The organism is Mitsuaria sp. 7, from assembly GCF_001653795.1.
Classification (GTDB): Bacteria; Pseudomonadota; Gammaproteobacteria; order Burkholderiales; family Burkholderiaceae_C; genus Roseateles.
On record NZ_CP011514.1, the window covers coordinates 1,655,128 to 1,680,101 of the forward strand.

Below are 24,974 nucleotides of genomic sequence, written 5' to 3' on the forward strand. Positions count from 1 at the left end.
GGTCGTCGGATGACCGGCCACCCGTCTCACAGCGGCGTGTGGGCGGCTGAAGGCGCGCGCTGCCTTGCGCTGTCCGCAACGGTGCTTTGCCGCCCGGCACGTTGTCCCGCGATGCGCGCGGAATCAGACTGTGACCTCTGTTCACCGACGATGCGGAGCGGCCATGTTCTCCATGCAATACGGCTTCGATTTCCCCGAGACCTTCGACATCGACGCCGTCCGCCGACGCGCCGTCGAGATCGGGCCTCGCTTCGACGAGCTGCCGGGACTGCGCTACAAGGGCTTTCTCGTGAGCGGACACACGGCGCTGGCGCCCGCGCGCTACTCACCGTTCTACGTGTGGGAGGACGTCGAGGGCATGCAGTCCTTCCTGGCCTCGGCGGCATTCCAGGCGCTGGTCGACAAGTACGGCCGGCCCATCGTCGACCAATGGCTCCCGCTTGCTCACCATCAGGCGGAAGATGCGGCCGCGACGACGCCGCTTTACGCGACCCAGGAGATCGTCGCTATCGGCGATGTGCAGAACATCGGCGAGCTTGCGTCCAGGGCTGCGGCGCGGGTGCGGGAACTCACCGGGCACCCTGGCTTCCACACTGCCATCGCCGCGCTGGACGCGTCGACCTGGCGACATGCATTGACGGTGTTCTGGAGCGCGACGCCGGAGGCGTCGTGGGGGCGCGTGTACGAGGTGCCGTACTTCTCGCGTCCGACGAAGCGCTGAACGGGTGGCAGACGCACGAACTCGCGACGGGAACGATCCCGCCGCGAGTTTGAAAGCCAAAACGGAGACGCCTGCCGCGCTGTGATGCGGCGGCAGGCGAGGCTGCTTACTTCATCGCCTTCTTGTCGGCCTCAGCCTTCTCCTTCATGGCCTTGGCATCCGCCTCGGCCTTTTCGTGTGTCGCCTTGGCGTCCTTTTCGCATTGCTTCTCGGCATCGCCCTTCATGGCGTTGCACGCCTTCTTGGCGGCCTTGTAGTCGGCGTCGGCTTGCTTCTTCAGGGCCTTGGCCTGATCAACAGTGCCGGAGGTCGGGCTGGAGGCGGCTTGTGCCATGGCCGAGCCGGTGGCGACGCCCAGGGACAGAACGGTCGCCGTGGCGGCGATGAGCAGGGAACGCTTCATAAGGAATCTCCTTGTCGTTAAAACAACGTGAACGGCGACGAGGTCGCCGGCCTGCGAGCAAGGTGTTCTAGCAATCGGCGATCCCAGGGTGCATTGCTCCTCCATCGGGATTCGAGATTTCGCCTCCAGTCCCGCCGGTGGAAACGTCAAACTGTCATCTACCAACGTCTTGTTTTCAAACGAAAAATCTTCATCTCGGCGACTGGTTGCAGATCCTTCCTCGAACCTTCCGTGTCAAGTTCTCCGCGCAGACAGTCATGCCGAAATTCTTTGCATTGCCGGATCTCCCTATTGGTTCCCCTCACCGGAACGTTCGCGAGTACATCGAATCACTTGCTCGACGCCACCGCGTCTCATCCGAAGACAGTGGTCTTGACTGCTGGACCGAAGCCGTCAGCCGAGCTGCCGGCGACACGGTCCAACTCGACGACATTGGTCGTCTCCTAGTAAGGCTGCGACAGCAGCGCCTGATCACCGGAACACAGATGGCTCACCTCATGAATTACTACATGACGGAGCAAGAAGGGGTACGACCCGAACGCTGATCCATCGAAGGACGCCAGCGTTGCCGACGTCTTTTTGCCGCACCTTCGAGTCGGCGCGGAGAAGTCCTTCCAATGGCCCCAAACTCCTGAAGACAGGTGCCGGATCGAGTTTCCGGCAACTGATCCACGCGCCGCTGCCTGCGCGGTTCAAGGCGCCTGGAACTTCCACCGCGCGTTGTCCCCCGCACAATCCCACTGCTGCACGCCTGCGCCGTCCGCTGCCGACACGTCGGTCACGTCCAGGCACTTGTTGCTGTGCGAGGCGCGCAGGTAGAAGAAGCCGTTGCCCTGGTCTTCCAGGCGGAACAGCTGGTTGCCGCCGCCCGTGCAGGTCCATTGCTGGATGGCCGCGCCGTTGGCGGTGCTGACGCCGCTGACGTCCACGCACTTGTTGCTCGACGTCGAGCGCAACTGCCACAGGCCGTTGCCCGCGCTTTGCGCCACCCATTTCTGATTGGCGCCCGCGCCGTAGGCCCATTGCTGCAGCAATCCGCCGTCCTGCGTCGAGCGCTCGCGCACGTCGAGCGCCTTGCCGCTGTGCTTGGCGATCAGCGCGTAGGTCTGGCCTGAGACCGGTGCCGCAGAGCCCGGAGGATTCGTCGGCGGCGTCGTCGGGGGCGTGGTCGGCGGCGTCGGCGTGTTGGTGCCCGTCGAGTCCTCGAACTGCAGCCAGTCGAGGTTGGCGACGCCCGTGCCGCCCTTGGCCACCAGGTAGAGATTGCGCACGCCGGTGCTGCGCTGGATCGGCGTCGTCACTTCCTGGAAGCTCGTCCATCCGCCAGTGCTCGGCACGGTGACTGTGCCGATCTGCGCGCCGGTCGGGCTGTCCAGACGGACTTCGATCTGTTTGCCGGCGCTGCTCGCATCCACCGCCAGACGCAGCTTCAGGCGGTCGACGCCGCTGCCGAAGTCCACGTCGATGTAGCGCAGCCAGTCGCCCGCGTCGAAGCTGCCGATGCCGGTGCTGTCGAAGCTCACGCCGCTCTGCGCATAGAACATCTCCGCCTCGAGCCGCGTGGTCGCGCGCCAGGTGCCTTCGAAGGGCAGGTTGCGGATCAGGCTGTTCTTTCCCGTCAGCGCGGCCTTGAACACGCTGTTCAGCATCGTGTTGGGCGCCATGTTCTTCTCGACGTCCCAGCTGCGCCACTTGGCCTCGATGGTGGCGTAGCTGTCGCTGTTCACGTTGGGCGTGTTGGCGCCGGCGTTGGTGCTGTTGTAGAGCGCCCAGTTGCCGATGTTGGTGCCCTTGTAGGTCCAGCTCGTCCAGTGCCAGCCGGCCTCGTTGTAGCGGCGCAGGCCGTACTCCCAGCTGCTCTGCAGGTTGAAGTACATGAACTCGCCGACGTAGTGCGGCACGTTGTACGAGAGGTACTGCTTCTCCTGGTTGATCTTGGCCTCGGTGAAATTCACCTGCGACTGGTAGTTCGAGTCGTTGCCCCAGTTGTAGTAGTGGAACTCGTAGATGACGTTGGTCCAGCCGTAGTCGGACGGCCGCGTGATCGCGGACCAGTCCCAGATGCCTTCCATGATCACGATGTGGTTCGGGTCGACCGCGCGGATCTCCCTGTAGATCCGGTCGTACATGTCGAGCACCGGCCGCGTCGCGGGCGCCGGGTAGTTGAGCGAAGGCTCGTTGAGCACGTCGTAGCCGGCGACCGTGGGCTCGTTGCGGAAGCGCGTGGCCAGCTCGCGCCAGAAGGTCAGCGTCTGGTTCTGGTAGGTCGTGTTGTTCCACAGCTGGCCCGAGCCGCCGATGCGGCCGCTGTGGTCCGCGCCGTTCTGCGAGCCCGGCGCGCCGTGCAGGTCGAGGATGACGTACATCCGGTACTTCTTCGCCATCGCGACCGTCCACTCGATGCGGCGGAAATCGATGCGGCCGGCGGCGTCGCGCTTCCACGACCCGTCCTCGTTCATGTGGTTCAGGTAGTAGATGGGCAGGCGCACGGCGCTCATGCCGAGGTCCGAGAGGATCCTGAAATCCTTCTCCTGCAGGTAGCTGTCCTGGTAGGCGTTGATCAGCGCGTCGCGGCCGCCGTCGCCGAAGCGCTGGCTCAGCGTCTTGCGCATCGTGTAGTCGTCGCCGGCGCCGCCCAGCGGCGACATCCAGCCTTCATGCACCTGCCAGCCGCCGAGGTTCACGCCGCGGAGGTAGACGGCGTCGCCGGTGCCGTTCTGGTTCCGGACGGTGCGCCCGTCGACCTTCAGGAAGCTGCTGTGGGCGAGGGCGGTGCCAGTCGTTGCCAGCGAGGCGACCAACGCGACCAGAGGCAGGAGAGCGAAGCGCTGAAGGGAGTTCATTGACGTCGTGGTGATGAAGTGGAGGGACGGACCCGCGGCTCCGCGGGCGAGCTGCGCATCTTCATCTTCACGGGATCGGAACGTTGTGCGCGAACGCTACGGGACTGCTCTCTTTGTCATGAGCTGCAACGGGGAGGCACCCGGAAGAGGTAGCGCCTCGATCGGCGTGTAATCTGCTGCGCCATGAACAAGCTTTACCAATCCCTGCACGACCGACTTCCCCTGTGGCTGGCCGAATGGCTGGACATCTTCGTCCCGCTGATCGAGGTGGCCGTCATCGGTGTCGGCGCCTGGCTGCTGATGCGCGTGGCACGGCTCATCTCGCGGCGCCTGACGACACGCTACGGTTTCCCCGTCAAGGTGGCGTCGCTGTTCCTGCGCAGCATCGGCGTGCTGATCTACGGCGGCGCGCTGCTGTGGTCGCTGGAGCGCCTGGGCGTCTCGGGCTCGGTGCTGTGGACGGCGTTCACGGGATTCGCCGCGGTGGGCGCGGTCGCCTTCTTCGCGGCCTGGAGCGTGCTCTCGAACCTGTTCTGCACGCTACTGATCTACATCACGCATGCGTTCCGGATCGGCGACGTCGTGGAGCTGCTGGAGGCCGGCGACCGGCCCGGCGTGAAGGGCCGGGTGGTGGACATCAACCTGGTCTACACGACGCTGCTGGAAAGCGGCGACGCGCAGAACGGGACCATGCTGCAGCTGCCGAACAGCCTGTTCTTCCAGAGGGCGTTGAGGAAATGGAACGGGATCCCGGCGGATGGCCCCTTGTCGCCATTGACGTCGCGGACGCTGGAGACGCTGCAGACGCCGCACTGAAAAGCGTCCGATGGGGCCGCATCGGACGTAGCAAGTTGCAAGGCTTGTTGCCGGATGGACGGCGTCGCGAGGGCCGTGTCGGCTTTCCATCGGGCAACACCTGGCACCAGACGTTTTGCATATGGCGGCTACGGTTCTTCGTATTGGCATTGAAACGGAGGCGTTCCTAGACTCGCGCCCTCGATCAAACCGCCCCTGCGAGGAGCCTCATGCATCAACGTCGCGCATCCCGGATGACCGCATTCGGAAGAACGGTCACGGCCGCCGCCATCCTCCTGCCGCTGGGCGCGTCCGCCGCGGACGTCTGCTTCTTTGAGCACTACAACTACCAGGGCGCGAGCCATTGCACCTCGGCCGCGAGCGGTGAGGTCGGGGCCGCCGTCGCGGATCGCATCTCGTCGGTGCGCGTGCCCGCGGGCACGCGGGTCACGCTGTACCAGCATCCGGGCTTCTCCGGGAGCACGCTGGAGCTCGCCGGCGACGTGCCCGATCTCACCGCTCGGGGCTTCAACAACCTGACCTCGTCGTTCAAGGTCGCAGCGGCGCCGCCGCCGCCGCCACCGGCTGGGCCGGTGTGCTTCTACGAGGACTACGACTTCCGCGGGCAGAGCGAGTGCACCAGCGCGACCGGCGGCGAGATCCAGGTGCTCACCGACCGAGTGTCCTCGGTGAAGGTGCCGGCCGGCGTGAAGCTCTCGCTCTACGAGAACGGCGGCGCGTCGGGCCGCATGCTCGTGTTGTCGGGCGACGCGCCCAATCTGGCGATGGCGGGCTTCAACAACCGCACGTCCTCGTTCAGGCGCGAGAGCACGGGCACCGGCGCGCCGCAGGTGGTGTTCATCGGCAACAGCTTCACGCACGGCAATGCCAATCCGGTGCTGCACTACAACTCGGTCAGCGTCACCGACCTGAACGGGTCCGGCTACGGCGGCATGCCGGGGCTCTTCAAGCAGCTGACGGTGGAGGCTGGCCTGAACTATCAGGTGGCCATCGAGGCTGTCAGCTCGCAGACGCTCAAGTTCCACTACACGAGCAAGCGGGCGGTGCTGGACAACCAGCGCTGGGACGCGGTGGTCATGCAGGACCAGAGCAACCTCGATCCCGCCGCGCCGGGCAATCCGGCCAGCCTCATCACCTATTCGGGCCTGCTGGAGAAGTTCATCCACGGGGTCGACGTGAATGCCAACGTGAACGCCAACCCCAAGGCCAACGTGTGGCTGCTGGCCACCTGGCCGCGGCCGGATGAGGTCTATCAACCGGGCGGACACTGGTACGGACAGACGCTGGAGCAGGCCGCGGCCGTGTTGAGCAACGGCTACAAGGGCGCCGCGACGCAGAACCGCGGGACGGCCGGGATGATCCCGGTCGGCGATGCGTTCGTGCGTGCGGTCGGGCAGGGCGTCGCGGACCGCAATCCCTACGACGGCATCGACGGCGACAAGCTCAACCTCTGGTCCGGCGACAACCACCATGCCAGCGCGGCGGGCAGCTATCTGGAAGCGTTGATGGCCTTCGCCCGATTGACCGGTCGCGATCCACGCGGCCTGGGCGCGAACAGCGTGGCGGCGCGGGCGATGAACCTGACGGCGGCGCAGACGACGGCGTTGCAGGAGATCGCCTATCGGCAGCTGCTGGCGAGTCAGGCGCCGTGAGGCCTGCCGCGTCCTGAGCCACCGGAGTCGAGCAGGCCACGCGCGATCGTGTTGATGGCGAGGTCGATGGCGGCACCTGGAGCGCCATCGTCGCCATCGCCGATGAACCAAGCCGCGGACAGCCCCGTCCACGCCACGATCCAGCGAAGGAGCCGCTGGGGATCGAGCCCTGCAGCCGCGACAACGATCTCCAGCCGGCGCTCGAAGCGGCCCGGCAGCGTGGCCAGCGGTCGGCCCGGATCGCTGAGGTCGGGGTTGGTGAAGAGGTTGGCGTAGTCGAACGTGCGCTCGCCCCGCAGGCCGTGCGGGTCGATGGCGAGCCATCCGCGTTCGCCGAAATCGAGCACGTTCTCGTGGTGCAGGTCGCCGTGGAGCGCAACGACCTCGCGCGGCGTGGCCAGGAGTTCGCTTGCGATCTCGGCGGCCGGCGCGAGTGTCGTGTTCGTGGTCGCCAACTCGAGGAGCGGCCGAAACCAGTCTTCCAGCGGATGAAGCTCGGGCATCGCGCCCCTGCGCGGCGCGTGCAGACGGGCCGCCGTGTCGCAGAGGATCCTGCACGCTTCGTCGTCCTGGCCGGACCAGGCCATCTGCGCGAGATCTCCGGCGCCCGACGCCCGCTCGATGAGCAGAACGCCTTGGGCCGATTCGAAGACCCGGGCGGCGCCTTGCCCCTCCCACCAGCTCAGCAGGCGGAAGCCCGCCGCTTCATCGGGGATGCGGGCCACCTTCAGCATGGCGGTCGACGCTTCGTGCCGGACATGCAGCACCCAGCTCGATCGCGTGGTCAGCAGGTCCCCGTCGGGGACGAGCGCCCAGCGTTCGAGCCACCGGGCGACGTCGGGCGGAAGTTCAGACAGTGGTTCCATGGCTGTCAGCGCCGGCGACGAACGCCCCGACGTCGCGACGCCTATCGTCGCGCGCCGGGGCTTCGATGATCAGAAGCGGTAACCGACGTTCAGGTTCACGCCGTCGACCGTATCGCCGTCCTTCTTGTAGTACTGCATGTAGTCGAGGCCGCCGTAGATGGTCTTGCTGAAGTTGTAGCGGCCGCCCAGGCCCCAGGCGAAGCTGCCGTCGCTGTTCGAGCTGCTCAGGCCGAAGCCGGAGGCCTTGATCTTGCTGTTGGCATAACCGACGCGACCGAAGACCTCGAACTGGTCGAAGCTGTACTTCGGCGTCACGAAGAGGCCGTAGCTGCGCGTGACCTTGAACTTGACGCCGTCCACGGTGTCGTCCTTCAAGCCGGTGGCCAGCATGGCTTCGATGGCCACGTTGGGGTGCAGGTCCCAGCCGATGATGCCGCGCAGCGCGCCCGGCTTGACGGTCGGACCGTCGGACTTGAGGTTGAGGAAGGTGTAGCCCACGTCGCCATACAGACCGCTCGTCGCGGGAGCGGTCTGAGCCTGGGCGGCGCCGGCGCCGGCGGCGAGCAGCAGGGCCGCCGTGAGGATGGAAATCTTGGTCATTCGAGCACTTCTTTGAATGGAGGGGAACCCCGCCTCGCGGAGGCGGGTCAGAAGGTCGCGATGACTCCCAATTCATTGGCGCGCGCAGAAGTCACTGCGCTCGAGGAAACGCCCGCCTGGCGACCGTGGTTGACCGCGACACAAACCTTCACACTGTGAGCAAAGGTCGCGCCGCCAGACAAGCAAGACCTGGCCCCGGCGTGTCCCGCATCAGGGGCTCAGGACAGCGCCTTCACCAGGACCGGCAGGCTGATGTCCATCCGGTAGTCGACGGCCGTGTGATCGTCGTCGAACTCCTCGTAGTGGTGCTTCACGCCCATCGCATCCAGCCGCCGGTGCATGCGGCGGGCGCCGTAGACGAGGTTGTACTGGTCGACGTTGCCGCAGTCGATGTAGAGCGCCTTGAGCGCGCTCAGGCCGGGGCCATGCGATTCCACCAGCGTCAGCGGGTCCCAGGCCAGCCAGTGGGCCCAGCGGTCCGGGATCAGCTCGCAGGTGTCGGAAGTCACCGGCAGCCGGACGCCGTAGGGCGCCGCAGGATCTGGATCGAAGCTCGCCGCCTGCGCGAACATCATCAGGATGTGGACGTCGCTGTCCTTGGGCTTCATCGCAGCCCAGAAGGCATCGACCCATTGGCCGATGTCGGGCTGCTTGGCCAGCGCACGCAGCACCGGGACGAACTCGTGGCGATAGAGCAGTTCGAAGCCCATGTCGCCGGAGTGCACGGCGGCCGCGGACCAGAAGTCCGGATGGAGCAGGGCGTGGACCATCGCGCCGTAGCCGCCGCTGGACTTGCCGAACAGGCCGCGACGGCCGTTGCCGCCGCAGTCGAAACGCTGCTCGACGAAGGGCACCACCTCGTCGCGGAGGAAGTCGTCCCAGCGCCCCATGGCGACCGAGTTGACGTACTGGTTGCCGCCGAGTTTCGTGAAGCAGTCCGGGAAGGCCACGACGACGGGCGGCATCGCTCCGGAAGCGATCAGACGGTCCAGCCGCTCAGGCAGGTTCTCGCCGAAGTTCTTCCAGTTCGTGTGCACCGGGCCGCCGGCGGTGAAGCCCACGATGTCCACCAGCAGCGGCAGCCCACGACCGTCATGGCCGTGCGGGATGTAGACGTTCACGCGACGCCGGGTGGGGGCGCCGACCAGGTTGCCGGCGAGCAACTCGCTGTCGAGGGTCAGGCGATGGACAGTGCCAGTGGGCGTGCTCGGATCTTTGTGCATGGGGCTCCAATGCGGACGGTTGTTCGAGGGGAATCCTGTCTTGATTGAACCATGCAGGAGAAGTCGCGTCGGGAGTGGGGAGGGCTCGTTGCTACGATCCACGGGGCGCCAGTTCGCGCTCAGACATCTTCAAGGGGACAGGGATGACAAGCCGTTTCGCCGCATGGCTGCTGGTCGGTGCGCTCATCGGCGTGCCGGTGGCCGCCGCACCGTCGACAGCCTCGCCGCTCGTGGGCGAATGGACGCTGGATGTCGCCACCTTGCCGATGCCGCCCGAGCTGCGGCCCAAGCGGGTGGCGTTGTCCTTCCGCGATGGCTCCGACGGCAGGTGGTCGACGCAGGTCGAGATCATCGACGCGAAGGGCACGCGGCTGCATTCATCGTCCACGGTGGCGCTGGACGGGACGACGGGCCGTGCGACCGGGACCTATCAGGTCGACGTGGTCGCGGCCAAGATGCCGGAGCCCAATGTGCTGGTGATGCAATTCGTCTACGAGGGGATCCCGCGCTCGACCCGGGTCTATTCGGTCAGCGGCGATGGCGCCGTGCTCACCGAGACCGAGGTGTACTTCAGGGACGGCGCGCCGGTGCTGCGCACCGCGCACTTCACGCGGGCCGCCGGCAACCCTTGACCCCGGCGGGCGCGGCCGTCGTCCTTCGAGCACGGCGAGGGGCCATCGGACATCTGCCGGTTTTCTGCCGGCGGTTTTTCCTGGAGTAGGATTTGCCGGATACCGACGACTCGCAATCAAAATATGCGCCCGCGCCGCGTCGCGATTGTTGCGAACAACCTGCACACGTACCAGATCAAGATCGTCTGCGGGATCAGTGACGTGCTCCGCGTCAACGGGGTGGATTCACTGCTGATCCTCGGCCAGTCCCTGCGACCGCCCGATACCGGCCCGATGCACGCCAACGACGTCTACGGCTTGATCGACGGCCGGAACTTCTGCGGCGTGATCGTGCTGTCGACGGTGGTCGGGCCCCAGGTGTCCGACGAGGCCTTGAGCGAGTGGATCAGGACCTTCTCACTGCCCGTCGTCAGCATCGGACGCCCGCTGCGGCACGCCGGCAACGTCCTGATCGACAACGTGCCCGGCATGTCGGCGCTGATGACGCACCTGCTCGACACGATGGGCTACCGCAAGCTGGCCATGCTGAGGGGAATCCCCGGCAACGCGGATTCAGAGGAGCGGGAGTCCGTCTTCCGCGCCAGCCTCGAGGGGCGAGGCATTCCTGTTGAAGACGATCTGCTGATGACCGGCGACTTCGCCTCGGTGAAGGCTTTCCGCCTCGTGCAGGAACTCCTGAACCGCAGGCGCGATGTCCAGGCCATCGTCTGCGCCAACGACGACATGGCGGACGGCTGCGTCCGGGCCGTCAACGCCGCCGGGCTGCGTGTCCCGCAGGACGTCGCGGTGGTCGGCTTCGACGACGCGATCCACCACGTCGTGCCCGCCCTGACCACGGTACGCATGCCGGTCTACGAGCAGGGCCGGGAAGCGGCACTGATGCTGCTCACGATGCTTGAAGCGCCGGCCCCCCAGGGCTGGCCCGACACGCGGGTGCTCCAGGCCGAACTGGTCGTGCGGGAGTCCTGCGGCGCCGGCGGCCGGCACGCCAGTGCGCGCTCGATGCCGGCCGGCGCCAGTGTGTCCAAGGGCGGCATCGAGAGCTATCTGGCCGATCCCCTGCGTCGATGGATGGCGCGGTTCGACGAGATGGCCCCGGACGCCGAGCGGCATCAGGCGTTCCTGGAGGCCTGGAACGAGGCGCTGTCCCGCCGCCCGCTCATCGAAGTGGAATACCCGATGTGGCGCGACCAGTTCGCCGGTGTGGTCGACCGTGATCACGCCGATCCCACGGTGGCCCGGCTGGCGCTGGCGGCGCTCTCGTCCCTGGCCGGCGTGATCCAGCGGGACAACTCCCGCCGTCACAGTCTGCGCGCCGGCTTCGGCGAGATGGTGCCGCGGCTGTTCAATTGCGAGAGCCACGAGCATCTCCGGCACGAGCTGTCGAGGTTCCTGAGGCATGTCGGCCTGGACCGCCATGCGATGGTGCTCTACGAGCGGTTCGAGTCCGTGATACCGGAGCGGTCGCGCCTGGTACTGGACAGCTCGGGCACTGCGGCGGCGGATGAATCCTGGTTCCCCACCCGGGACATCCTGCCGGCCGCCGTGTGGGGGCGGCTCACCGGCGAGCTGCTGGTGTTGACGCCGCTCCTCGTCAACGCGATCCACTACGGCCTGATCGTGTACGAGCCGCCGTCCTGGTGGGGGCCGTACCCCGATACCAGCTTCAGTCACACCATCAGCCACGCCATCAGCCAGGTCGAGAACACCATCGCCGCCCGGGACTACGCGCTGCAGCTCGAAGGCCTGGTCAAGGCGCGCACCGCTGCGCTGGAGGCCCAGGTCGCGGAGACCTTGAGGGCCCAACAGGCCTTGCGCCTCGCCAATGCCTCGCTGCAGCACACGGCGTTCCACGACGGCCTGACGCAGCTGTTCAACCGGACGGCCTTCGACACGCACTTCGAGAATCAATGGAACCAGCACATGGCGCGGCAACGACCGCTGTCGGTGCTCCTGTGCGACGTCGACCACTTCAAGAAATACAACGACCTGCATGGGCACGTCATGGGCGACGAGTGCCTGCGGCAGATCGCCCAGGCCCTGCGCAGCGCGGTCCGCGGCGAGCACGACATCGTGGCGCGCTATGGCGGCGAGGAGTTCGTCCTCGTCCTGCCGTCCACCGACCTGACCCTCGCGGTCGTCGTCGCCGAGCGCATCCAGCAGGAAGTCCGCAAGCTGCAGCTGCGTCACGGGGCGGACGGCGCCGGAGAGCACGTGACCGTCAGCATCGGCGTGGCCACCACCCATCCCCGCAGCGACGTGACGAAGCAGTCCCTCATCGAGCTGGCGGATGACTGCCTCTACCAGGCCAAGTCGACGGGACGGGCGCGCTGCGTGTCGGCCGACATGGCCTGAGACCATTCACGGCGCATGAGGCAGCGCCTCAGCGCCTCAGCGCTGCAGCCTGTCCCGCAGGTCGTACCAGAAAGCCCCCAGCGCGGTGAACGGGACGCGCAGCAGCCGCCCGCCGGGGAAGGGATAGTGCGGCAGCGAAGCGAACGCGTCGAAGCGCTCCGCCTGACCCTGGAGGGCTTCAGCCAGGACCCGGCCGATCAGGTGCGTGAAGGTGACGCCGTGACCGGAGCAGCCTTGCGAGTAGTAGATGTTCGGTGAGAGCCGGCCGACCTCCGGCAACCGGGAGAGGGTGAGCAGGAAATTGCCTGTCCATCCGAAGTCGATGCGCACGTCGCGCAACTGGGGGAAGGTCTTCAGCAGCTTGGGCCGGATCATCGCTTCCACGTGGGCGGGGTCGCGCGCGCCATAGGTGACACCGCCGCCGTACAGCAGGCGCCGGTCGGCGGACAGGCGGAAGTAGTCGAGCAGGAAGTTGCAGTCTTCCACGCAGAGGTTCTGCGGGAGGATCTCGGCGAAGCGTTCCCCCAGCGGTTCGGTCGCCACGACCTGGCTGCCGCAAGGCATGGTGCGGGCCGCGAGTTCCGGCACCAGGCCACCCAGGTAGGCATTGCCCGCCACGATCACGTAGCGCGCCTGCACTTCGCCGTCGGCCGTATGCACCACGGCCGGCTCGCCGCGCTCGATGCGCGTCACGGTCGAGTCTTCGTGGATCACGCCTCCCAGCGACTCGAAGGCCTGGGCCTCGCCCTGTGCCAGCCGCAGGGGATGCACGTGGCCGGCGCTGCGATCGAGCAAGGCGGCGCGGTAGCGGGTCGATCCGACCGCGGCTTCGCATTGCCCTGTATCCAGCATCTCGAGCTCGGCATGACCGAAGCGTTCCCACAGGGCCTTGTGATGCGCCAGCTGGTCGACCTGCCGGCTGTTGATGGCGGCGAACAGGCCGCCGGGCCGGAAGTGACAGTCGATGCCGTAGTGCCGGATGCGCTGCTTGATGATGGCCGCGCCTTCGAACGCCATGCTGCCGAGCGCCCGGGCCGTGTCGACGCCATGGCGGGCCTCGATCACGTCGAGGTCGCGCGAGTAGCTGTGCACCAGCTGGCCGCCGTTGCGGCCGGAAGCGCCCCAGCCCACGCGCCGGGCTTCCAGCACCACGACACGGAATCCAGCCTCGGCCAGGTGCAGGGCGGCGGAGAGACCCGTGTAGCCGGCGCCGATCACGGCGACGTCGGCCTCGGCCCGGCCTCGCAAGGGTGGACGAGGCGGTTGCGGCAGGGCGGTGGCGGCGTAGTAGCTGGGCGCGTGGGTGTCGTTCGTCGCGGGGCGTGGATGGGGCGCCTGGCCGGGTTGGCCGGGTCGCCCGTGTTGTCCGGATTGGCTGAAGACAGTCGTCTGCATGGCGTCGTCGGCTAGGCCCGGTCCGGCGACCCGGCGATGCGCAGCCAGGTCGTCTTGAGCTCGGTGTATTTCTCGAATGCGTGCAGCGACTTGTCGCGGCCATTGCCGCTCTGCTTGAACCCGCCGAACGGGACGGTGATGTCGTCCTCGTCGTACTGGTTCACGTGCACGGTGCCGGCGCGCAGGCGCCTTGCCACGCGGTGGGCGCGATCGACCTGGCCGGTCCAGACGCTGGCCTGCAGTCCGTACGGGCTGTCGTTGGCCATCGCGATGGCCTCGTGCTCGTCGTCGAAGCTCATCACGCCCACCACCGGTCCGAAGATCTCTTCCCGGGCGATGCGCATGCCGTTGTCCACGCCGCGGAAGATCGTCGGTTCCACATAGAAGCCGCCGCTGGACGTACGCGCCCGCTGGCCGCCCAGGTCGAGCTGCGCCCCTTCCTCGCGGCCCGCGGCCACGTAGCCGAGGACCGTCTGCATCTGCGCCTCGTCCACCAGCGCGCCCATCCTGCAGGCGTCGTCCAGGGGATCGCCAGGGACGAAGCGCCTGGCCTCGTCCTTCATCACAGCCAGGCACTCGTCCAGCCGGGAGCGATGCACCAGCAGCCGGGTCGGCGCGTTGCAGCTCTCCCCCTGGTTGAAGAACACGCTGGCCGCGGCGGTTCGCGCAGCGCGTTCCAGGTCGGCGTCGGCGAAGATCAGGAAGGCCGACTTGCCGCCCAGCTCGTTGTAGACCCGCTTGAGATTGGATTGCGCGGCGCACGCCAGCATCCGTCGCCCCACGCGCGTGGAGCCGGTGAACCCCATGGCGTCCACGTCCATGTGCAAGGCGAGGGCCTCGCCCGCTTCCGCGCCGAATCCGGGCACCACGTTCAGCACACCGGGAGGGAGTCCGGCCTCCAGGGCCAGCTCGGCCAGGCGCAGCGCGGTGAACGGCGACCTCTCGCTGGGCTTGAGCACCACGCTGTTGCCGGCGGCCAGTGCCGGCCCCAGCTTCCAGGCGGCCATGATCAGCGGATAGTTCCAGGGCACGATCGCGCCGACCACGCCCATGGGCTCGCGCGTGATCAGGGCCAGCGCCTGGCTGGAGGTAGGCGCGATCTCGTCGTAGATCTTGTCGACCGCCTCGCCGTACCAGGCCAGGCAGTGGGCGCTGGAGGGCACGTCCACATCCCGGCTGTGGGTGATGGGCTTGCCCATATCCAGCGTTTCAAGTAGCGCTAGTTCGTCCCGGTGGGACAACAGCAGGTCGGACCATCGCTGCAGCACGCGCTTGCGCTCGCGCGGCGAGCGCTCGCGCCAGCGACCGTCTTCGAAAGCCTGGCGTGCGCTGGCCACGGCGGCGTCGATGTCCTCGGCGCTGCCGCGAGCCACGGGGCCGAGCAGCCGGCCGTCCACCGGCGAATGCTTGGCGAAGGTCGCGCCGCTGAGGCTGGCGCGTCGTTCACCGTTGATCAGGAGGCGGCCATCCGGGCGCAGCGCCGCGGCGCGGGCGGTCCAGTCGTTCTTCGGCAACGGAAGTGACGCGTTCATCCTTGGTTCCTTTCTGTCGAGGTGGCGGCCTGGCGCTGATCGCGCCACGCCCGGCAGGCCGCGCCGAACGCCTGGAGAATGGCGATGGAAGCCGTGTTCTGCCCGGCCTGCCACTCGGGATGCCATTGCACGCAGAGCGCAAAGCCCCGGCCGTGCACCGGCGTGAACGCTTCCACGAGCCCGTCGGGCGCGCGCGCCTCGACGCGCAGGCCGGGTGCCAAGCGATCGATGCCCTGGCCGTGGAGACTGTTCACCGTGAGTTCGCTCCCGGTCGTCAGGCGCGCCAGCAGGCCTCCCGGCTCGATCAGGACGCGGTGTGCCGGCCCGTACTGCAGATCGATCGGTTGATCGTCGTCCGCGCGATGGTCCGCCAGGCCCTCCTGCTCATGTACCGCCTGATGCAGACTGCCGCCCAACGCGACGTTGGCCTCCTGGAAGCCGCGGCAGATCGCCAGCAGCGGAAGCCCTCGGGCCAAGGCCAGCCGGATCAGCGGCAGGGTCCAGGTGTCGCGGAGCGGATCCAGCGGCAGCGCCGGGTCGTGCACCTCGGCACCGAAGTGCGTCGGATGCACGTTGGACGGCGAACCGGTGAGCAGCACGCCGTCCGCCTGATCGAGCCACCCCTCCAGTTCGTCGGGATGGGCGGCCGGCACGATCACCGGATAGGCACCGGCCAGGCGCACGGCCTCCACGTACTTTCGACCCACGACGTGGAAGGGGTGGACCCCGAGCGAGAGATTGCACGCGGGCAGCAGCACACGCGGCGCGTTGCGGGCCAGCGGGGCTTCGATGGGTTCGCTTGCAGAGCGCATGTTCAAGTCCTCATTCCGGATGGGCCGAGACCGCATCGAGTACCTCTGCCAGCACCTGCAGCGCGGCGTCGAACTGGGGCTCGGGAATGGTCAGCGGATACAGGAAGCGGATCACGTTGCCGTCCTGTCCGCAGGTCAGCAACAGCAGGTCGCGCCACAGCGCCGCCTGTTGCACGCGTTGGGCGAATCTGGCGCTGGGTCGGCCGTCTTGCGGGTCCGCAAATTCCGCCGCCACCATGGAACCCAGGCCACGGACTTCGACCAGCGATGGACAGCGCGCCTGTCGGGACCGGAGGAACTGGACGAGGCGCGGGCCGAGCTGGCGGGACCGCTCGCAGAGTGCCTCCTCCTCGATCACGTCGAGCACGGCGTGCGCCGCCGCCACGGCGAGCGGGTTGGCGGCGTACGTCCCGCCGAGACCGCCCGGTGCCGGTGCGTCCATGACTTCGGCACGGCCGCAGACCGCCGACAGCGGCATGCCGCCCGCCAGGCTCTTGGCCATGGTGATCAGGTCCGGCTTGACCTGATGCTGTTCCATGGCGAACAGGGTGCCTGTGCGCCCGAAGCCGGTCTGGATCTCGTCGGCGATCAGCAGGATGCCGTGCTCATCGCACACGCGCCGAAGAGCGGCGGTGAGTTCGGGCGGCGCTGGGTGGAAGCCTCCCTCGCCCTGCACCGGTTCCAGGATGACGGCCGCCACCCGCGCGGGCTCGATGTCGCACTGGAACAGCTGGCGCAGCGCCCCCAGGCTTTGTTCGACCGTGATCCCCCGCCTGGCGGCGGGGAAGGGCAGGTGATACACCTCGCCGGGGAAAGGACCGAAGCCTTGCTTGTAGGGGATCGTCTTTCCCGTGAGCGCCAGCCCCATGAGCGTGCGGCCGTGAAAGGCCCCGCCGAACGAGACAACCCCCGGACGGCCCGTGGCCGCGCGAGCGATCTTGATCGCGTTCTCCACGGCCTCGGCCCCGGTCGTGAAGAACGCCGTCTTGGCGGCCCCGTCGATGGGCGCCAAGGCGTTGATGCGTTCAGCCAAGGCGATGGCGCTCTCGTAAGGGACGATCTGATAGGCCGTGTGGGTGAACCGCTGCAACTGCTGCTCGATGGCCTGCACGATGCGCGGGTGGCGGTGGCCGGTGTTCAGCACGGCGATGCCAGCCGCGAAGTCCGTGAAGGCGCGACCCTCCACATCCCACAGCGTGGCGTTCTCCGCGCGGTCGGCATGGAAGTCGCACATCACGCCCACGCCGCGTGGGGTTGCAAGGCGCCGGCGCCCTTCGAGATCCTGGTTCTTCGACATCGATGTTCCTCGTCAGGCCTCGTCCTCGTAGGCCACGAAAAGTTTCCGGGTGGGCTCAATCACTTCCCAGCAGCCACGAAATCCGCGCGGGATGACGAAGCGATCGCCAGCGCGCAAGGTGCTGGTGTGGCCCTGCGCATCCGTGAGCAGGCTGACCCCTTCCAGGATTTCGCAGAACTCCTCCTCGGTGTAGGCCACGTGCCACTTGCCGACTTCGCTGTGCCAGTAGCCGGCGCTGAAGCGCTGCCTGGCATCCACGTGATGCACCCACAGCGTCTGCAGGGGATCGCCCTCGATCAACTTCTCAGGCGGCAGGCGGTAGCGCGAAGGCTCGACGGGATCGCTCCATGGCTTCACGGTGATGCACATGCGCCGGCCCTCACACGTGCAGCAGCAGGTGTTCGCGTTCCCAAGGGGAGATCACCTTCATGAACTCATCGTGTTCCAGGGCCTTGACCTCCGAATACACCGTGATGAACTCGTGGCCCAGCACCTCGCGCAGGTCCTTCTCGTCCGCCAGCAGCGCCAGGGCTTCGCCCAGCGAGCGCGGCAGCTGGTGATCGCCGAGGTAGGCGTCGCCCTCGCATTCCGGTGAGGGCTCGATGCGGTTGCGGATGCCCAGGTAGCCGCAGGCCAGCGTCGCCGCCAGCGCCACGTAGGGGTTGGCGTCCGCGCCTATCACCCGGTTCTCGATGCGCCGGGCGTTGGGCGTGGCCAGCGGAGAGCGGATGCCCACCGTGCGGTTGTCGGTGCCCCACTGGATGTTGATCGGGGCCGCGGTCGACCGCGCGAGTCGCCGGTAGGAGTTGACGTAGGGCGCGAACAGCGCCATCGCCGCAGGGGTGTACTTCTGCAGTCCGCCGATGTACCAGAGGAACTCCTGGCTGGGCGATCCGTCGGCGTTGCTGAAGATGTTGCGGCCGCTGGCCCGGTCCACCACGCTCTGGTGGATGTGCATCGCGCTGCCCGGCTCGCCCGCCATGGGCTTGGCCATGAAGGTGGCGTACATCTCGTGGCGCAGCGCGGTCTCGCGGATGATGCGCTTGAAGAAGAAGACCTCGTCGGCCAGCCCCAGCGGCTCGTCGTGGAAGAAGTTGATCTCCATCTGGCCGGCTCCGACTTCGTGGATCAGGGTGTCCACGTTGAGCTCCATCTTTTCGCAGTAGGAGTAGATGTCCTCGAACAGCGGATCGAACTCGTTCACCGCATCGATCGAGTAGGCCTGGCGCGAGGTCTCCGCGCGGCCGCTGCGGCCGCGCGGCGGCTTCAGCGGCGTGTTCGGATCGCTGTTGCGCTCGATCAGATAGAACTCCAGCTCGGGCGCCACGATGGGCGTCCAGCCCTCCGCGGCGAACAGGTCGCAGACCCGCCGCAGCACCGAACGGGGCGCGAAGGGCACCAGTTTTCCGTCGCGGTCGAAGCAGTCGTGGATCACCTGCGCCGTCGGGTCGGACGCCCAGGGCACGATGCGCACGCTGCTCGGATCGGGCCGCAGGTGCATGTCGCGATCCGTGGGGTGGATGACGTCGTAATACGGGCCCTCGTCGGGGAAGTTGCCCGTGACGCCCAGGCCCACCACGGCCTCGGGCAGGCGCATGCCGCGGTCCTCGGTGAACTTCTCGCGCGGCAGGATCTTTCCGCGGGCCACGCCGGTGAGGTCGGGCACCAGGCATTCGATCTCGGTGACGCGATGCTGGTCCAGCCAGTGTTCCAGGTCGGTGAAGGTGAAGGTGCTCTTGTCCATGTCGCTTCTCGATGGGCGAGCGCATCCCGCCGCGTGCCGTGCACGGGCTGCCTGCGCTGTCGTTGATGTGGGGGAGGGCGGGGCCGTCAGCGGAGGCCGTCGGGAGGTTCCGGCTCCCGGACGGACACGCGTTGCCACGCGCGGCGTGATCCCCGGATGGGCGTGCGGCTCATAGCAGGTCCTTCAGGCGGTAATAGGCCATGCCCGCGACCAGCGCGGGAGTCCTCAGCCAGCGGCCACCCGGGAAGGCGCGATGGCGCAACGCGGCGAAGGTGTCGAAGCGCTGCGCGTCGCCGGCCATGGCCTCGGCCACCAGGCGGCCGGAGAGTCCGGTCAGCGCCAGGCCGTGGCCCGAGAAGCCTTGCAGGTAGTAGATGTTGTCGGGTTGGCCGCGGGCGGCCGGCAGGCGGCCGAAGTCGGGCGCGCGGTTCATCGTCACGTCGACGAAACCGCCCCACGCATGCGTGATCTGCACCTGCGCGAGTTGCGGGAAGACTGTCGCAATGCGCTTGCGCATGCTGTCCGCGAGGCCGGAGGGCGTGAGCGTGCTGTAGCTCGCACGCCCTCCGAAGATCAAACGGCCGTCCTGGGAGGGGCGGAAGTAGTCCAGGACGAAGTTGTTGTCGCAGACGGCGGCGCCGCACGGGATGAGCGCGCGCAGTTGGTCGGGCGGCAGCGGCGCGGTCGCCGCGATGTAGGTGCCGACCGGCATGATGCGCGGGGCCAGTGCCGGCGCCAGGCCCTGGAGGTAGACGTTGCCGGCCAGCAGCACCTTGCGGGCCTTCAGTCGCCCGCCCGCCGTGACGAGCACGGGGCGTCGTCCGGGTTCCACGGCCGTGACCTGGCTGTGTTCGTGGAGGGTGACGCCCAGCGAGGCCGCGGCGCGGCCCACGCCCAGCGTGTACCGGAGCGGGTGCAGGTGGCCGGAGCGGGGGTCGTGCACCGCCGCGACGTAGCGTGCGCTGGCGATCCAGGCCGGCAGATCCGCGCGGGCGATGCGCCTCATCGGGTAGTCGTAATGCCGCTCCAGATGATCGGCGTGGGAGAGCAGCTCGCGCGCCTTGCGTCCGTTGACGGCCACGCCGAGGAAACCGTCCCGCCATTGCGCATCGATGTCGAAGCGCGCGATGCGCTCGCGCAGGATGTCGAGCGCCTCGATGCTCATCTTCCAGACTTCGCGGGCGCGCGTTTCGCCGAGTTGACGCTCGATCTCCCGCTGGTCGCAGGCCAGTCCGTGGATGGCTTGTCCGCCATTGCGTCCGCTGGCGCCGGAGCCCAGTTCGCGTGCCTCCAGCACCGTGACACGGAACCCTCGTTCCGCCAGCTCGATGGCGGCGGACAGGCCCGCCAGCCCGCCGCCCACGATGGCCACATCGCAGTCCTGCTCGCCCTGCAGCGGCGCGTGGACGGGATCGCGCGTCGTGCCTTCGAGGTAGTAGGAGTCGCGCGCCAGCGCCAGATCCTCGTTCAGATAGTTCATGTCCGCTCCACGGGCATGAAGCCAACGAGTTGGCCGTCCGCGACGGCGCTCCAGGCCTGCCGGCACAGCGCCGTGCCTGCGCGCATGACCGAGTCGCGCCAGCCGTGATCGCTCGGCATGAAGGCTTCGGCATATTCGGCGCGCGCCGCGCGCGCGGCAGGCGTTGCGGCGGCGTCCCCGGTCTGCCGGCGCAGCCACATCAGCGCCAGGTGGGCGCGCTGCATGACGCGGCGCTCGCGGGTGCCGAATTCGATGGCCACGGCGGACGTGCGGCAGTGCGGCAGTTCGTCGGCGAAGGCGTCGAGCAGCAGACCCTGGAAGGTCGCCAGGGCCTTGTGGGTGGAACCCTTGCCGCTGAGCGCTTCCTCGCCCCAGACGCTCAGTGCGAGCTCGCGCGCCGGCGACGCCGGCGGGTCGACGTTGATCAGGAACGGCTCACCGTAAGGACCGATGCCCGTGTGCAGGTCGACGAAGAGGCAAGCCCTGGCACCGGCGAGTCGACTGCGCAGCAGGCCACGCAGGGTCGTGTTGGCCCAGCAGGGGCTGGTGCCGCCGAAGAAGATCCCATCGGGTCGGCTGTACTGTCCGCCGTTGAAGGCATCGGAGAACGCCTTCTCACCCATCCGTTCGCGGTAGGCGTCCATGGCGGCGAAGGCGCGGGCGATCTCCTCCTCGTCCCAGTGCGCCAGCGCCAGCTGCGGATGCAGCTCGTCGTAGCCCGGGTTGTCCGGCGTCGGCGTCGTCCCGTGATGGCGGAAGTTCCGGTTCAGGTCCACGTTGTCTTCCGTGACCCGCTGCCGATGGGCGAAGCCCCAGGGATTGACCGCGTGGATCAGCAGCACCGCGGTGTCGGCCGGAGGGTTCGCGGGGCCGCCTTGGGCCAGCCAGGCGGTCTGGACGGCCGAGCCCGCATACCCTTCGATGCCATGCGTGCCGCAGGCCACGACCAACACCTGCCGCGCCGCAGGTTCGCCGAACCACGCGGCATCCATCCAGAGCACTTCACCGTCAGGACCGAGCCCCGGGTGTTGGAAGCCCTGCCACTCGCCGCCCAGCCGCTGGACTTCCGCCAGCCAGGCGGTGCGTGCCTCGGCGTAGGTGTCGGGGAAACGGGCGGAAGCGGCGGCGGGGGCGGAAGGGGAGGACGGGCCGGAGGAGGGGGAGGAGTCGGCTTGCAGCATGCATGGGATGCTAGGCAGGAGCCCTGCCGACGGCCATAGCCGGCCCGGCATACGAGTTAACCCTGCATCAGCGCGCCTGCACCTGCACGAGCGGATCCACGGGCTGGTCGGGGTCGGCGAAGGGGATGCACTGGATGAAGAGCGAGAACAGCTCGGCCTGGGACCCCGTCTCGAGCTTGCGATGGATGCTCTTGCGCTGGTTGCGGATGGTGCCTTCGGCGGTGTGCAGCCGGTCGGCGGTCTGCTCCGAGGAGTAGCCGCTCAGCATGTAGAAGAGCACCTCGCGTTCGCGCTTGGTGAGCAGCGACGCGCCGAACTGCTCCATGGTGGTCTGCACCTTGCGATGCACCAGGTGGTTGGCCTCGTCGCGCGCGGCGGGCGCCGCGAGGTCGTGATGCCGGCGCAGCGCGCTGAACAGCAGCGGCAGCGTGTGGCGGATCAATGCGATCTCGGCGGCCTCGAAGGGGGGCGTCTCGTCCTCCCGTCCCAGACAGATGGCGATGCCGCTGCGCTCGTCGATCCGCCAGAAGATGTCGATCGTGTCGATCAGGTGCGTGTTGCGGAAGAAGATCTCGAAGAACTCCCCTTGCTGGAAGTTGTCCGGCACGTACTCGGACATGGCGTAGGCGCCGTCGGCCTGGCCGCTCATGAACAGCTGATACGCCGGGTCCAGGATGTAGGGGCCGTTGATGTAGACCTCCTCGCGCGCGCCGCGCTGCCGCGCCGCGGGGGCGTCGATGGCGAGGTAGGACGGGCGTTCATCCACGGCGTATCGCAGCATCACGCCCTGTTCCGCATCGATCAGCAGGCGCAGGAAGCTCAGCATCGCTGCGAAGAAGCCCGGCAGTCCGATGGCGGCGTTCATCGCCGCCAGGTGGTCGATGCCGTCGGCATCCAGGGCCAGCGCGAAGCAGGTCCGGCGGCGGTTCTTGCGAGGGGAGGGACGGTTCGGCAACGCGGGGATCTCGACCATGTCCTGGATCATGCAGCGTCCAGGCACCCCGGACCCATGGGTTACAGCTTAGCTCGCGGGGGATATTTCAGTGGCATGACAGGCTCCCTACGATGCGCTCCATGCGATGCGGCGGCCCCGGCCACCGCTGTCGACAGCAGCCCGAACGCCCCCACTTCGGAGAAATTGCATGGTCCTTCGAGAATCGCCCTCACGACCCCTTTACAGACCTGTTTCGAGGCAGACGCTTCACTGCTCACTGCTGGTACTCGGCAGTGTGATCAGCCTCGGTGCCTCGGCGCAGACCGCGCCCGCGACGGGGCCCGACGAGCCCCCGGCCAGCAGGAAGGTCGACGCGGACAAGACGGCCGACAAGCCGATCGGCAAACCGGTCGCCGAACTGGATCGGGTCGAAGTCACCTCCAGCAAGCGACGTCAACTGCAGGACGAGGTCGCGGGGACCGTCACCGCGCTGTCGGGCAGCAAGCTGGAGCAGATGGGCGTCAAGGACGCGGAGGATCTCTTCAAGCTGACGCCGGGCGTGCAGTTCAACAAGGGCAATGCCGACGGCGCGCTCTACAGCATCCGCGGCATCGGCACCAACACCAGCTCCGACAACGTCATCTTCGGCCAGACCCCCACGGGGATCTACATCGAGGACATCCCGTTCACCGACCCCTACGTCTACATCTCCAGCCCCGACGTTCCCCCCTTCGACCTGGAGCGGGTGGAAGTGCTGCGCGGACCGCAAGGCGCGCTGTACGGCTCGGCGTCGCTGGGCGGCGCGGTGCGCTACCTGTTCGCCAAGCCGCAGCTGCGGCAGCAGCAGTTCTCCGTGCTCACGGGCGTATCGAGCGTGGGGCAGGGCGGCACGGGCTACACCACCAACCTGATGGCCAACCTGCCCTTGTTCAGCGACGTGGCCGCCTTGCGCGTCGTGCTGACGAAACGTCGGGACGCCGGGTACGTGGACAACAAGGGCACCGGCCGCAAGGACATCAACGCCAACGATGCGGAGTCGGCCCGCGTCATCCTGGCCTTCAAGCCCAGCGCCACGCTGGACCTGACGGCCACCTACATGCGGCAGCACAGCAAGCAGAACGGGGACTCCGGCGTCTTTCCGGATCCGGAGAAGCTCAGCATCGATACGCCGACCGATGCCCGCATCGATTCGCGCATCGACCTGAGTAGCCTGCAGGCCAACTGGGACATGGGCGGGCTCAAGCTCACTTCGCTCACCGGCTACCAGACCAAGCGTCGCGAGCAGCAGACGGACGTCACCTACCTGCTGGTGCCCGACTTCACCTTGTATGGCGGGGTGAACTATCCCAACGTGGACCGCGCGATCAACGTCGAGCCCCGTCGTTCCAACGGATTCACCCAGGAGTTCCGGCTGGCGCCGACCGAGACCGGCGACCTCAGCTGGCTGGTGGGCGTGTTCCACCAGAAGGTCAACTTCTTCCGGTCGCAGGTGGTGACCCTGCCGGGCGCGAACGATCCGGTCGACCTGCCGGGCGATGTCTACTTCGAGACCGTGCGTCAGGGCAGCGCGACCGAGAACTCCCTGTTCGCCGACTTCGACTGGAAGCTGACGCCGAAGTGGACGGCGGGCGCCGGCGCGCGCTACTTCAAGACCCGCGTGAACTTCGACCGCTCCAACTTCGGCGCGCCGTTCACCCGCTTCGAGAGCGACGAGAGCGGGACCACGCCCCGGTTCAGCACGCGCTACGAGCTGTCGTCGCAGGCCTCCGTCTATGCGACCGCGTCGCGCGGCTATCGCTTCGGAGGCATCAACACGACGGGATCGCTCCCCTACAAGTCCGATTCGCTGTGGAACTACGAGATCGGCGCGCGCCTGCGGCCGTCACGCCAGCTGTCGCTGGAGCTGAGCGCCTTCACGCTGCGATGGAAAGACATCCAGGTCTCCACCTCGGATCCCAACGGCTTCATCGTCACCACCAACGTGGCCTCCGCCCGGTCGAACGGCCTGGAGGCGACGCTCGGATGGCGGCCGGTGAACAGCTTCGCGCTCAATCTGTCGACGGCCATCACCAGCGCCCAGATCAAGGCGCCGTTCGTCTCGGGCAACGGCCGCGACGTGGCCTCCGGCACGGACCTGCCGGGCGCGGCCAAGTTCCAGGCCACGGCCGACGCCAGCTACAACTTCGCCGGTCCGCTGGACAGCAGTGGCAGCGTCAGCGCCGTGCTGCAGTACCTCGGCAAGCGCAAGGCGCAGCTGGATGCCGACCTCGTGCTTCCGGCCTACACCACGCTGGACCTGCGAACGAACTTCGGCTGGACCCATTGGGAGCTGGGCGCCTTCGTGCAGAACGTGACCGACAAGCGCGGTCAGTCCAGCGCCGCCGTCAACTACTCGAGCTATCAGAATCCGGGCGCGGTGAACTTCACCCAGTGGTATCCCATCCGTCCCCGGACCGTTGGCGTGACACTGCGCTATGACTACTGAGCG

At 67.6% G+C, this 24,974-nt stretch carries 20 protein-coding genes; 6 read left to right on the forward strand and 14 right to left on the reverse strand.

Going from position 1 to position 24,974, the window contains the following annotated elements; all coding sequences use genetic code 11:
* Window positions 1-163: 163 nt before the first annotated feature.
* Window positions 164-721 carry a DUF4865 family protein gene (locus tag ABE85_RS07365; RefSeq protein ID WP_067272013.1) on the forward strand — a complete coding sequence of 186 codons (558 nt, stop codon included), beginning with the start codon at window positions 164-166 and terminating at the stop codon, window positions 719-721.
* 106 nt (window positions 722-827) lie between these two features.
* On the opposite strand, the gene ABE85_RS07370 is transcribed toward ABE85_RS07365, so the two are convergent.
* Together ABE85_RS07370 and ABE85_RS07375 are read right to left on the reverse strand one after the other, a co-directional pair.
* Entirely contained in the window at window positions 828-1,124 is a 297-nt protein-coding gene (locus ABE85_RS07370) for a hypothetical protein (RefSeq protein WP_067272016.1), read from the reverse strand.
* 692 nt (window positions 1,125-1,816) lie between these two features.
* On the reverse strand, window positions 1,817-3,967 hold the full coding sequence (locus ABE85_RS07375; RefSeq protein WP_067272019.1) for an RICIN domain-containing protein: 2,151 nt from the start codon (window positions 3,965-3,967) through the stop codon (window positions 1,817-1,819).
* Between the two features lie 183 nt (window positions 3,968-4,150).
* On the opposite strand from ABE85_RS07375, the gene ABE85_RS07380 reads away from it, so the two are divergent.
* Together ABE85_RS07380 and ABE85_RS07385 are read left to right on the forward strand one after the other, a co-directional pair.
* The gene (locus tag ABE85_RS07380; protein WP_067272022.1) at window positions 4,151-4,783 is read left to right on the forward strand and encodes a mechanosensitive ion channel family protein; all 633 of its coding nucleotides are present in this window, start codon (window positions 4,151-4,153) and stop codon (window positions 4,781-4,783) included.
* A gap of 209 nt (window positions 4,784-4,992) precedes the next feature.
* A complete protein-coding gene (locus ABE85_RS07385; RefSeq protein ID WP_082938409.1) occupies window positions 4,993-6,435 on the forward strand; it encodes a peptidase inhibitor family I36 protein in 1,443 nt (480 codons plus the stop codon).
* Here the strand turns inward: ABE85_RS07385 and ABE85_RS07390 are convergent.
* From ABE85_RS07390 to ABE85_RS07400, 3 genes are all read right to left on the reverse strand, one after another.
* On the reverse strand, window positions 6,423-7,301 hold the full coding sequence (locus ABE85_RS07390; protein WP_067272027.1) for an APH(6)-I family aminoglycoside O-phosphotransferase: 879 nt from the start codon (window positions 7,299-7,301) through the stop codon (window positions 6,423-6,425). The two genes, ABE85_RS07385 and ABE85_RS07390, sit on opposite strands and share 13 nt — an antisense overlap.
* Window positions 7,302-7,370: 69 nt before the next feature.
* A complete protein-coding gene (locus ABE85_RS07395; protein ID WP_067272031.1) occupies window positions 7,371-7,901 on the reverse strand; it encodes a porin family protein in 531 nt (176 codons plus the stop codon).
* A 218-nt stretch (window positions 7,902-8,119) separates the two neighbouring features.
* Complete coding sequence (locus ABE85_RS07400) at window positions 8,120-9,124, reverse strand: alpha/beta hydrolase family protein (RefSeq protein WP_067272034.1); 1,005 nt, start codon at window positions 9,122-9,124, stop codon at window positions 8,120-8,122.
* A 143-nt stretch (window positions 9,125-9,267) separates the two neighbouring features.
* On the opposite strand from ABE85_RS07400, the gene ABE85_RS07405 reads away from it, so the two are divergent.
* Entirely contained in the window at window positions 9,268-9,756 is a 489-nt protein-coding gene (locus tag ABE85_RS07405) for a LuxR family transcriptional regulator (protein ID WP_067272038.1), read from the forward strand.
* A gap of 123 nt (window positions 9,757-9,879) precedes the next feature.
* The gene (locus tag ABE85_RS07410) at window positions 9,880-12,111 is read left to right on the forward strand and encodes a diguanylate cyclase domain-containing protein (RefSeq protein ID WP_067272041.1); all 2,232 of its coding nucleotides are present in this window, start codon (window positions 9,880-9,882) and stop codon (window positions 12,109-12,111) included.
* Between the two features lie 36 nt (window positions 12,112-12,147).
* On the opposite strand, the gene ABE85_RS07415 is transcribed toward ABE85_RS07410, so the two are convergent.
* The 9 genes from ABE85_RS07415 to ABE85_RS07455 form a co-directional block, all read right to left on the reverse strand.
* Window positions 12,148-13,506 carry an FAD-binding oxidoreductase gene (locus ABE85_RS07415; RefSeq protein ID WP_082938410.1) on the reverse strand — a complete coding sequence of 453 codons (1,359 nt, stop codon included), beginning with the start codon at window positions 13,504-13,506 and terminating at the stop codon, window positions 12,148-12,150.
* A gap of 11 nt (window positions 13,507-13,517) precedes the next feature.
* Window positions 13,518-15,038: an aldehyde dehydrogenase gene (locus tag ABE85_RS07420; RefSeq protein ID WP_067272044.1), complete on the reverse strand. Its 1,521-nt coding sequence runs from the start codon at window positions 15,036-15,038 to the stop codon at window positions 13,518-13,520.
* A complete protein-coding gene (locus ABE85_RS07425; RefSeq protein WP_067272047.1) occupies window positions 15,035-15,850 on the reverse strand; it encodes a gamma-glutamyl-gamma-aminobutyrate hydrolase family protein in 816 nt (271 codons plus the stop codon). Before ABE85_RS07425 ends, ABE85_RS07420 begins: the two co-directional genes overlap by 4 nt.
* A gap of 10 nt (window positions 15,851-15,860) precedes the next feature.
* The gene (gene gabT, locus ABE85_RS07430) at window positions 15,861-17,147 is read right to left on the reverse strand and encodes a 4-aminobutyrate--2-oxoglutarate transaminase (protein WP_067272050.1); all 1,287 of its coding nucleotides are present in this window, start codon (window positions 17,145-17,147) and stop codon (window positions 15,861-15,863) included.
* A 12-nt stretch (window positions 17,148-17,159) separates the two neighbouring features.
* A complete protein-coding gene (locus ABE85_RS07435; protein ID WP_067272054.1) occupies window positions 17,160-17,516 on the reverse strand; it encodes a cupin domain-containing protein in 357 nt (118 codons plus the stop codon).
* A gap of 10 nt (window positions 17,517-17,526) precedes the next feature.
* Complete coding sequence (locus ABE85_RS07440) at window positions 17,527-18,891, reverse strand: glutamine synthetase family protein (protein WP_067272058.1); 1,365 nt, start codon at window positions 18,889-18,891, stop codon at window positions 17,527-17,529.
* 169 nt (window positions 18,892-19,060) lie between these two features.
* Entirely contained in the window at window positions 19,061-20,371 is a 1,311-nt protein-coding gene (locus ABE85_RS07445) for an FAD-binding oxidoreductase (protein ID WP_067272061.1), read from the reverse strand.
* Entirely contained in the window at window positions 20,368-21,552 is a 1,185-nt protein-coding gene (locus ABE85_RS07450; protein ID WP_197507238.1) for a DUF2817 domain-containing protein, read from the reverse strand. Before ABE85_RS07450 ends, ABE85_RS07445 begins: the two co-directional genes overlap by 4 nt.
* 67 nt (window positions 21,553-21,619) lie before the next feature.
* Window positions 21,620-22,537, reverse strand: coding sequence for a helix-turn-helix domain-containing protein (locus ABE85_RS07455; RefSeq protein WP_067272068.1), 918 nt, complete (start codon window positions 22,535-22,537; stop codon window positions 21,620-21,622).
* A gap of 244 nt (window positions 22,538-22,781) precedes the next feature.
* Here ABE85_RS07455 and ABE85_RS07460 point away from each other — a divergent pair, with 244 nt between their 5' ends.
* Window positions 22,782-24,971 (forward strand): TonB-dependent receptor, encoded by a 2,190-nt coding sequence (locus ABE85_RS07460; protein WP_067272071.1) that lies wholly within the window; start codon window positions 22,782-22,784, stop codon window positions 24,969-24,971.
* Window positions 24,972-24,974 lie beyond the last annotated feature (3 nt).

Coding starts and splice junctions, on each gene's coding strand:
- ABE85_RS07420 (WP_067272044.1), bottom strand. CDS start 15,038: ATGAACGCGTCACTTCCGTTGCCGAAGAACGACTGGACCGCCCGCGCC.
- ABE85_RS07385 (WP_082938409.1), top strand. CDS start 4,993: ATGCATCAACGTCGCGCATCCCGGATGACCGCATTCGGAAGAACGGTC.
- ABE85_RS07435 (WP_067272054.1), bottom strand. CDS start 17,516: ATGTGCATCACCGTGAAGCCATGGAGCGATCCCGTCGAGCCTTCGCGC.
- ABE85_RS07415 (WP_082938410.1), bottom strand. CDS start 13,506: ATGCAGACGACTGTCTTCAGCCAATCCGGACAACACGGGCGACCCGGC.
- ABE85_RS07380 (WP_067272022.1), top strand. CDS start 4,151: ATGAACAAGCTTTACCAATCCCTGCACGACCGACTTCCCCTGTGGCTG.
- ABE85_RS07455 (WP_067272068.1), bottom strand. CDS start 22,537: ATGATCCAGGACATGGTCGAGATCCCCGCGTTGCCGAACCGTCCCTCC.
- ABE85_RS07370 (WP_067272016.1), bottom strand. CDS start 1,124: ATGAAGCGTTCCCTGCTCATCGCCGCCACGGCGACCGTTCTGTCCCTG.
- ABE85_RS07410 (WP_067272041.1), top strand. CDS start 9,880: ATGCGCCCGCGCCGCGTCGCGATTGTTGCGAACAACCTGCACACGTAC.
- ABE85_RS07395 (WP_067272031.1), bottom strand. CDS start 7,901: ATGACCAAGATTTCCATCCTCACGGCGGCCCTGCTGCTCGCCGCCGGC.
- gabT (WP_067272050.1), bottom strand. CDS start 17,147: ATGTCGAAGAACCAGGATCTCGAAGGGCGCCGGCGCCTTGCAACCCCA.
- ABE85_RS07445 (WP_067272061.1), bottom strand. CDS start 20,371: ATGAACTATCTGAACGAGGATCTGGCGCTGGCGCGCGACTCCTACTAC.
- ABE85_RS07390 (WP_067272027.1), bottom strand. CDS start 7,301: ATGGAACCACTGTCTGAACTTCCGCCCGACGTCGCCCGGTGGCTCGAA.
- ABE85_RS07365 (WP_067272013.1), top strand. CDS start 164: ATGTTCTCCATGCAATACGGCTTCGATTTCCCCGAGACCTTCGACATC.
- ABE85_RS07440 (WP_067272058.1), bottom strand. CDS start 18,891: ATGGACAAGAGCACCTTCACCTTCACCGACCTGGAACACTGGCTGGAC.
- ABE85_RS07400 (WP_067272034.1), bottom strand. CDS start 9,124: ATGCACAAAGATCCGAGCACGCCCACTGGCACTGTCCATCGCCTGACC.
- ABE85_RS07450 (WP_197507238.1), bottom strand. CDS start 21,552: ATGCTGCAAGCCGACTCCTCCCCCTCCTCCGGCCCGTCCTCCCCTTCC.
- ABE85_RS07425 (WP_067272047.1), bottom strand. CDS start 15,850: ATGCGCTCTGCAAGCGAACCCATCGAAGCCCCGCTGGCCCGCAACGCG.
- ABE85_RS07375 (WP_067272019.1), bottom strand. CDS start 3,967: ATGAACTCCCTTCAGCGCTTCGCTCTCCTGCCTCTGGTCGCGTTGGTC.
- ABE85_RS07405 (WP_067272038.1), top strand. CDS start 9,268: ATGACAAGCCGTTTCGCCGCATGGCTGCTGGTCGGTGCGCTCATCGGC.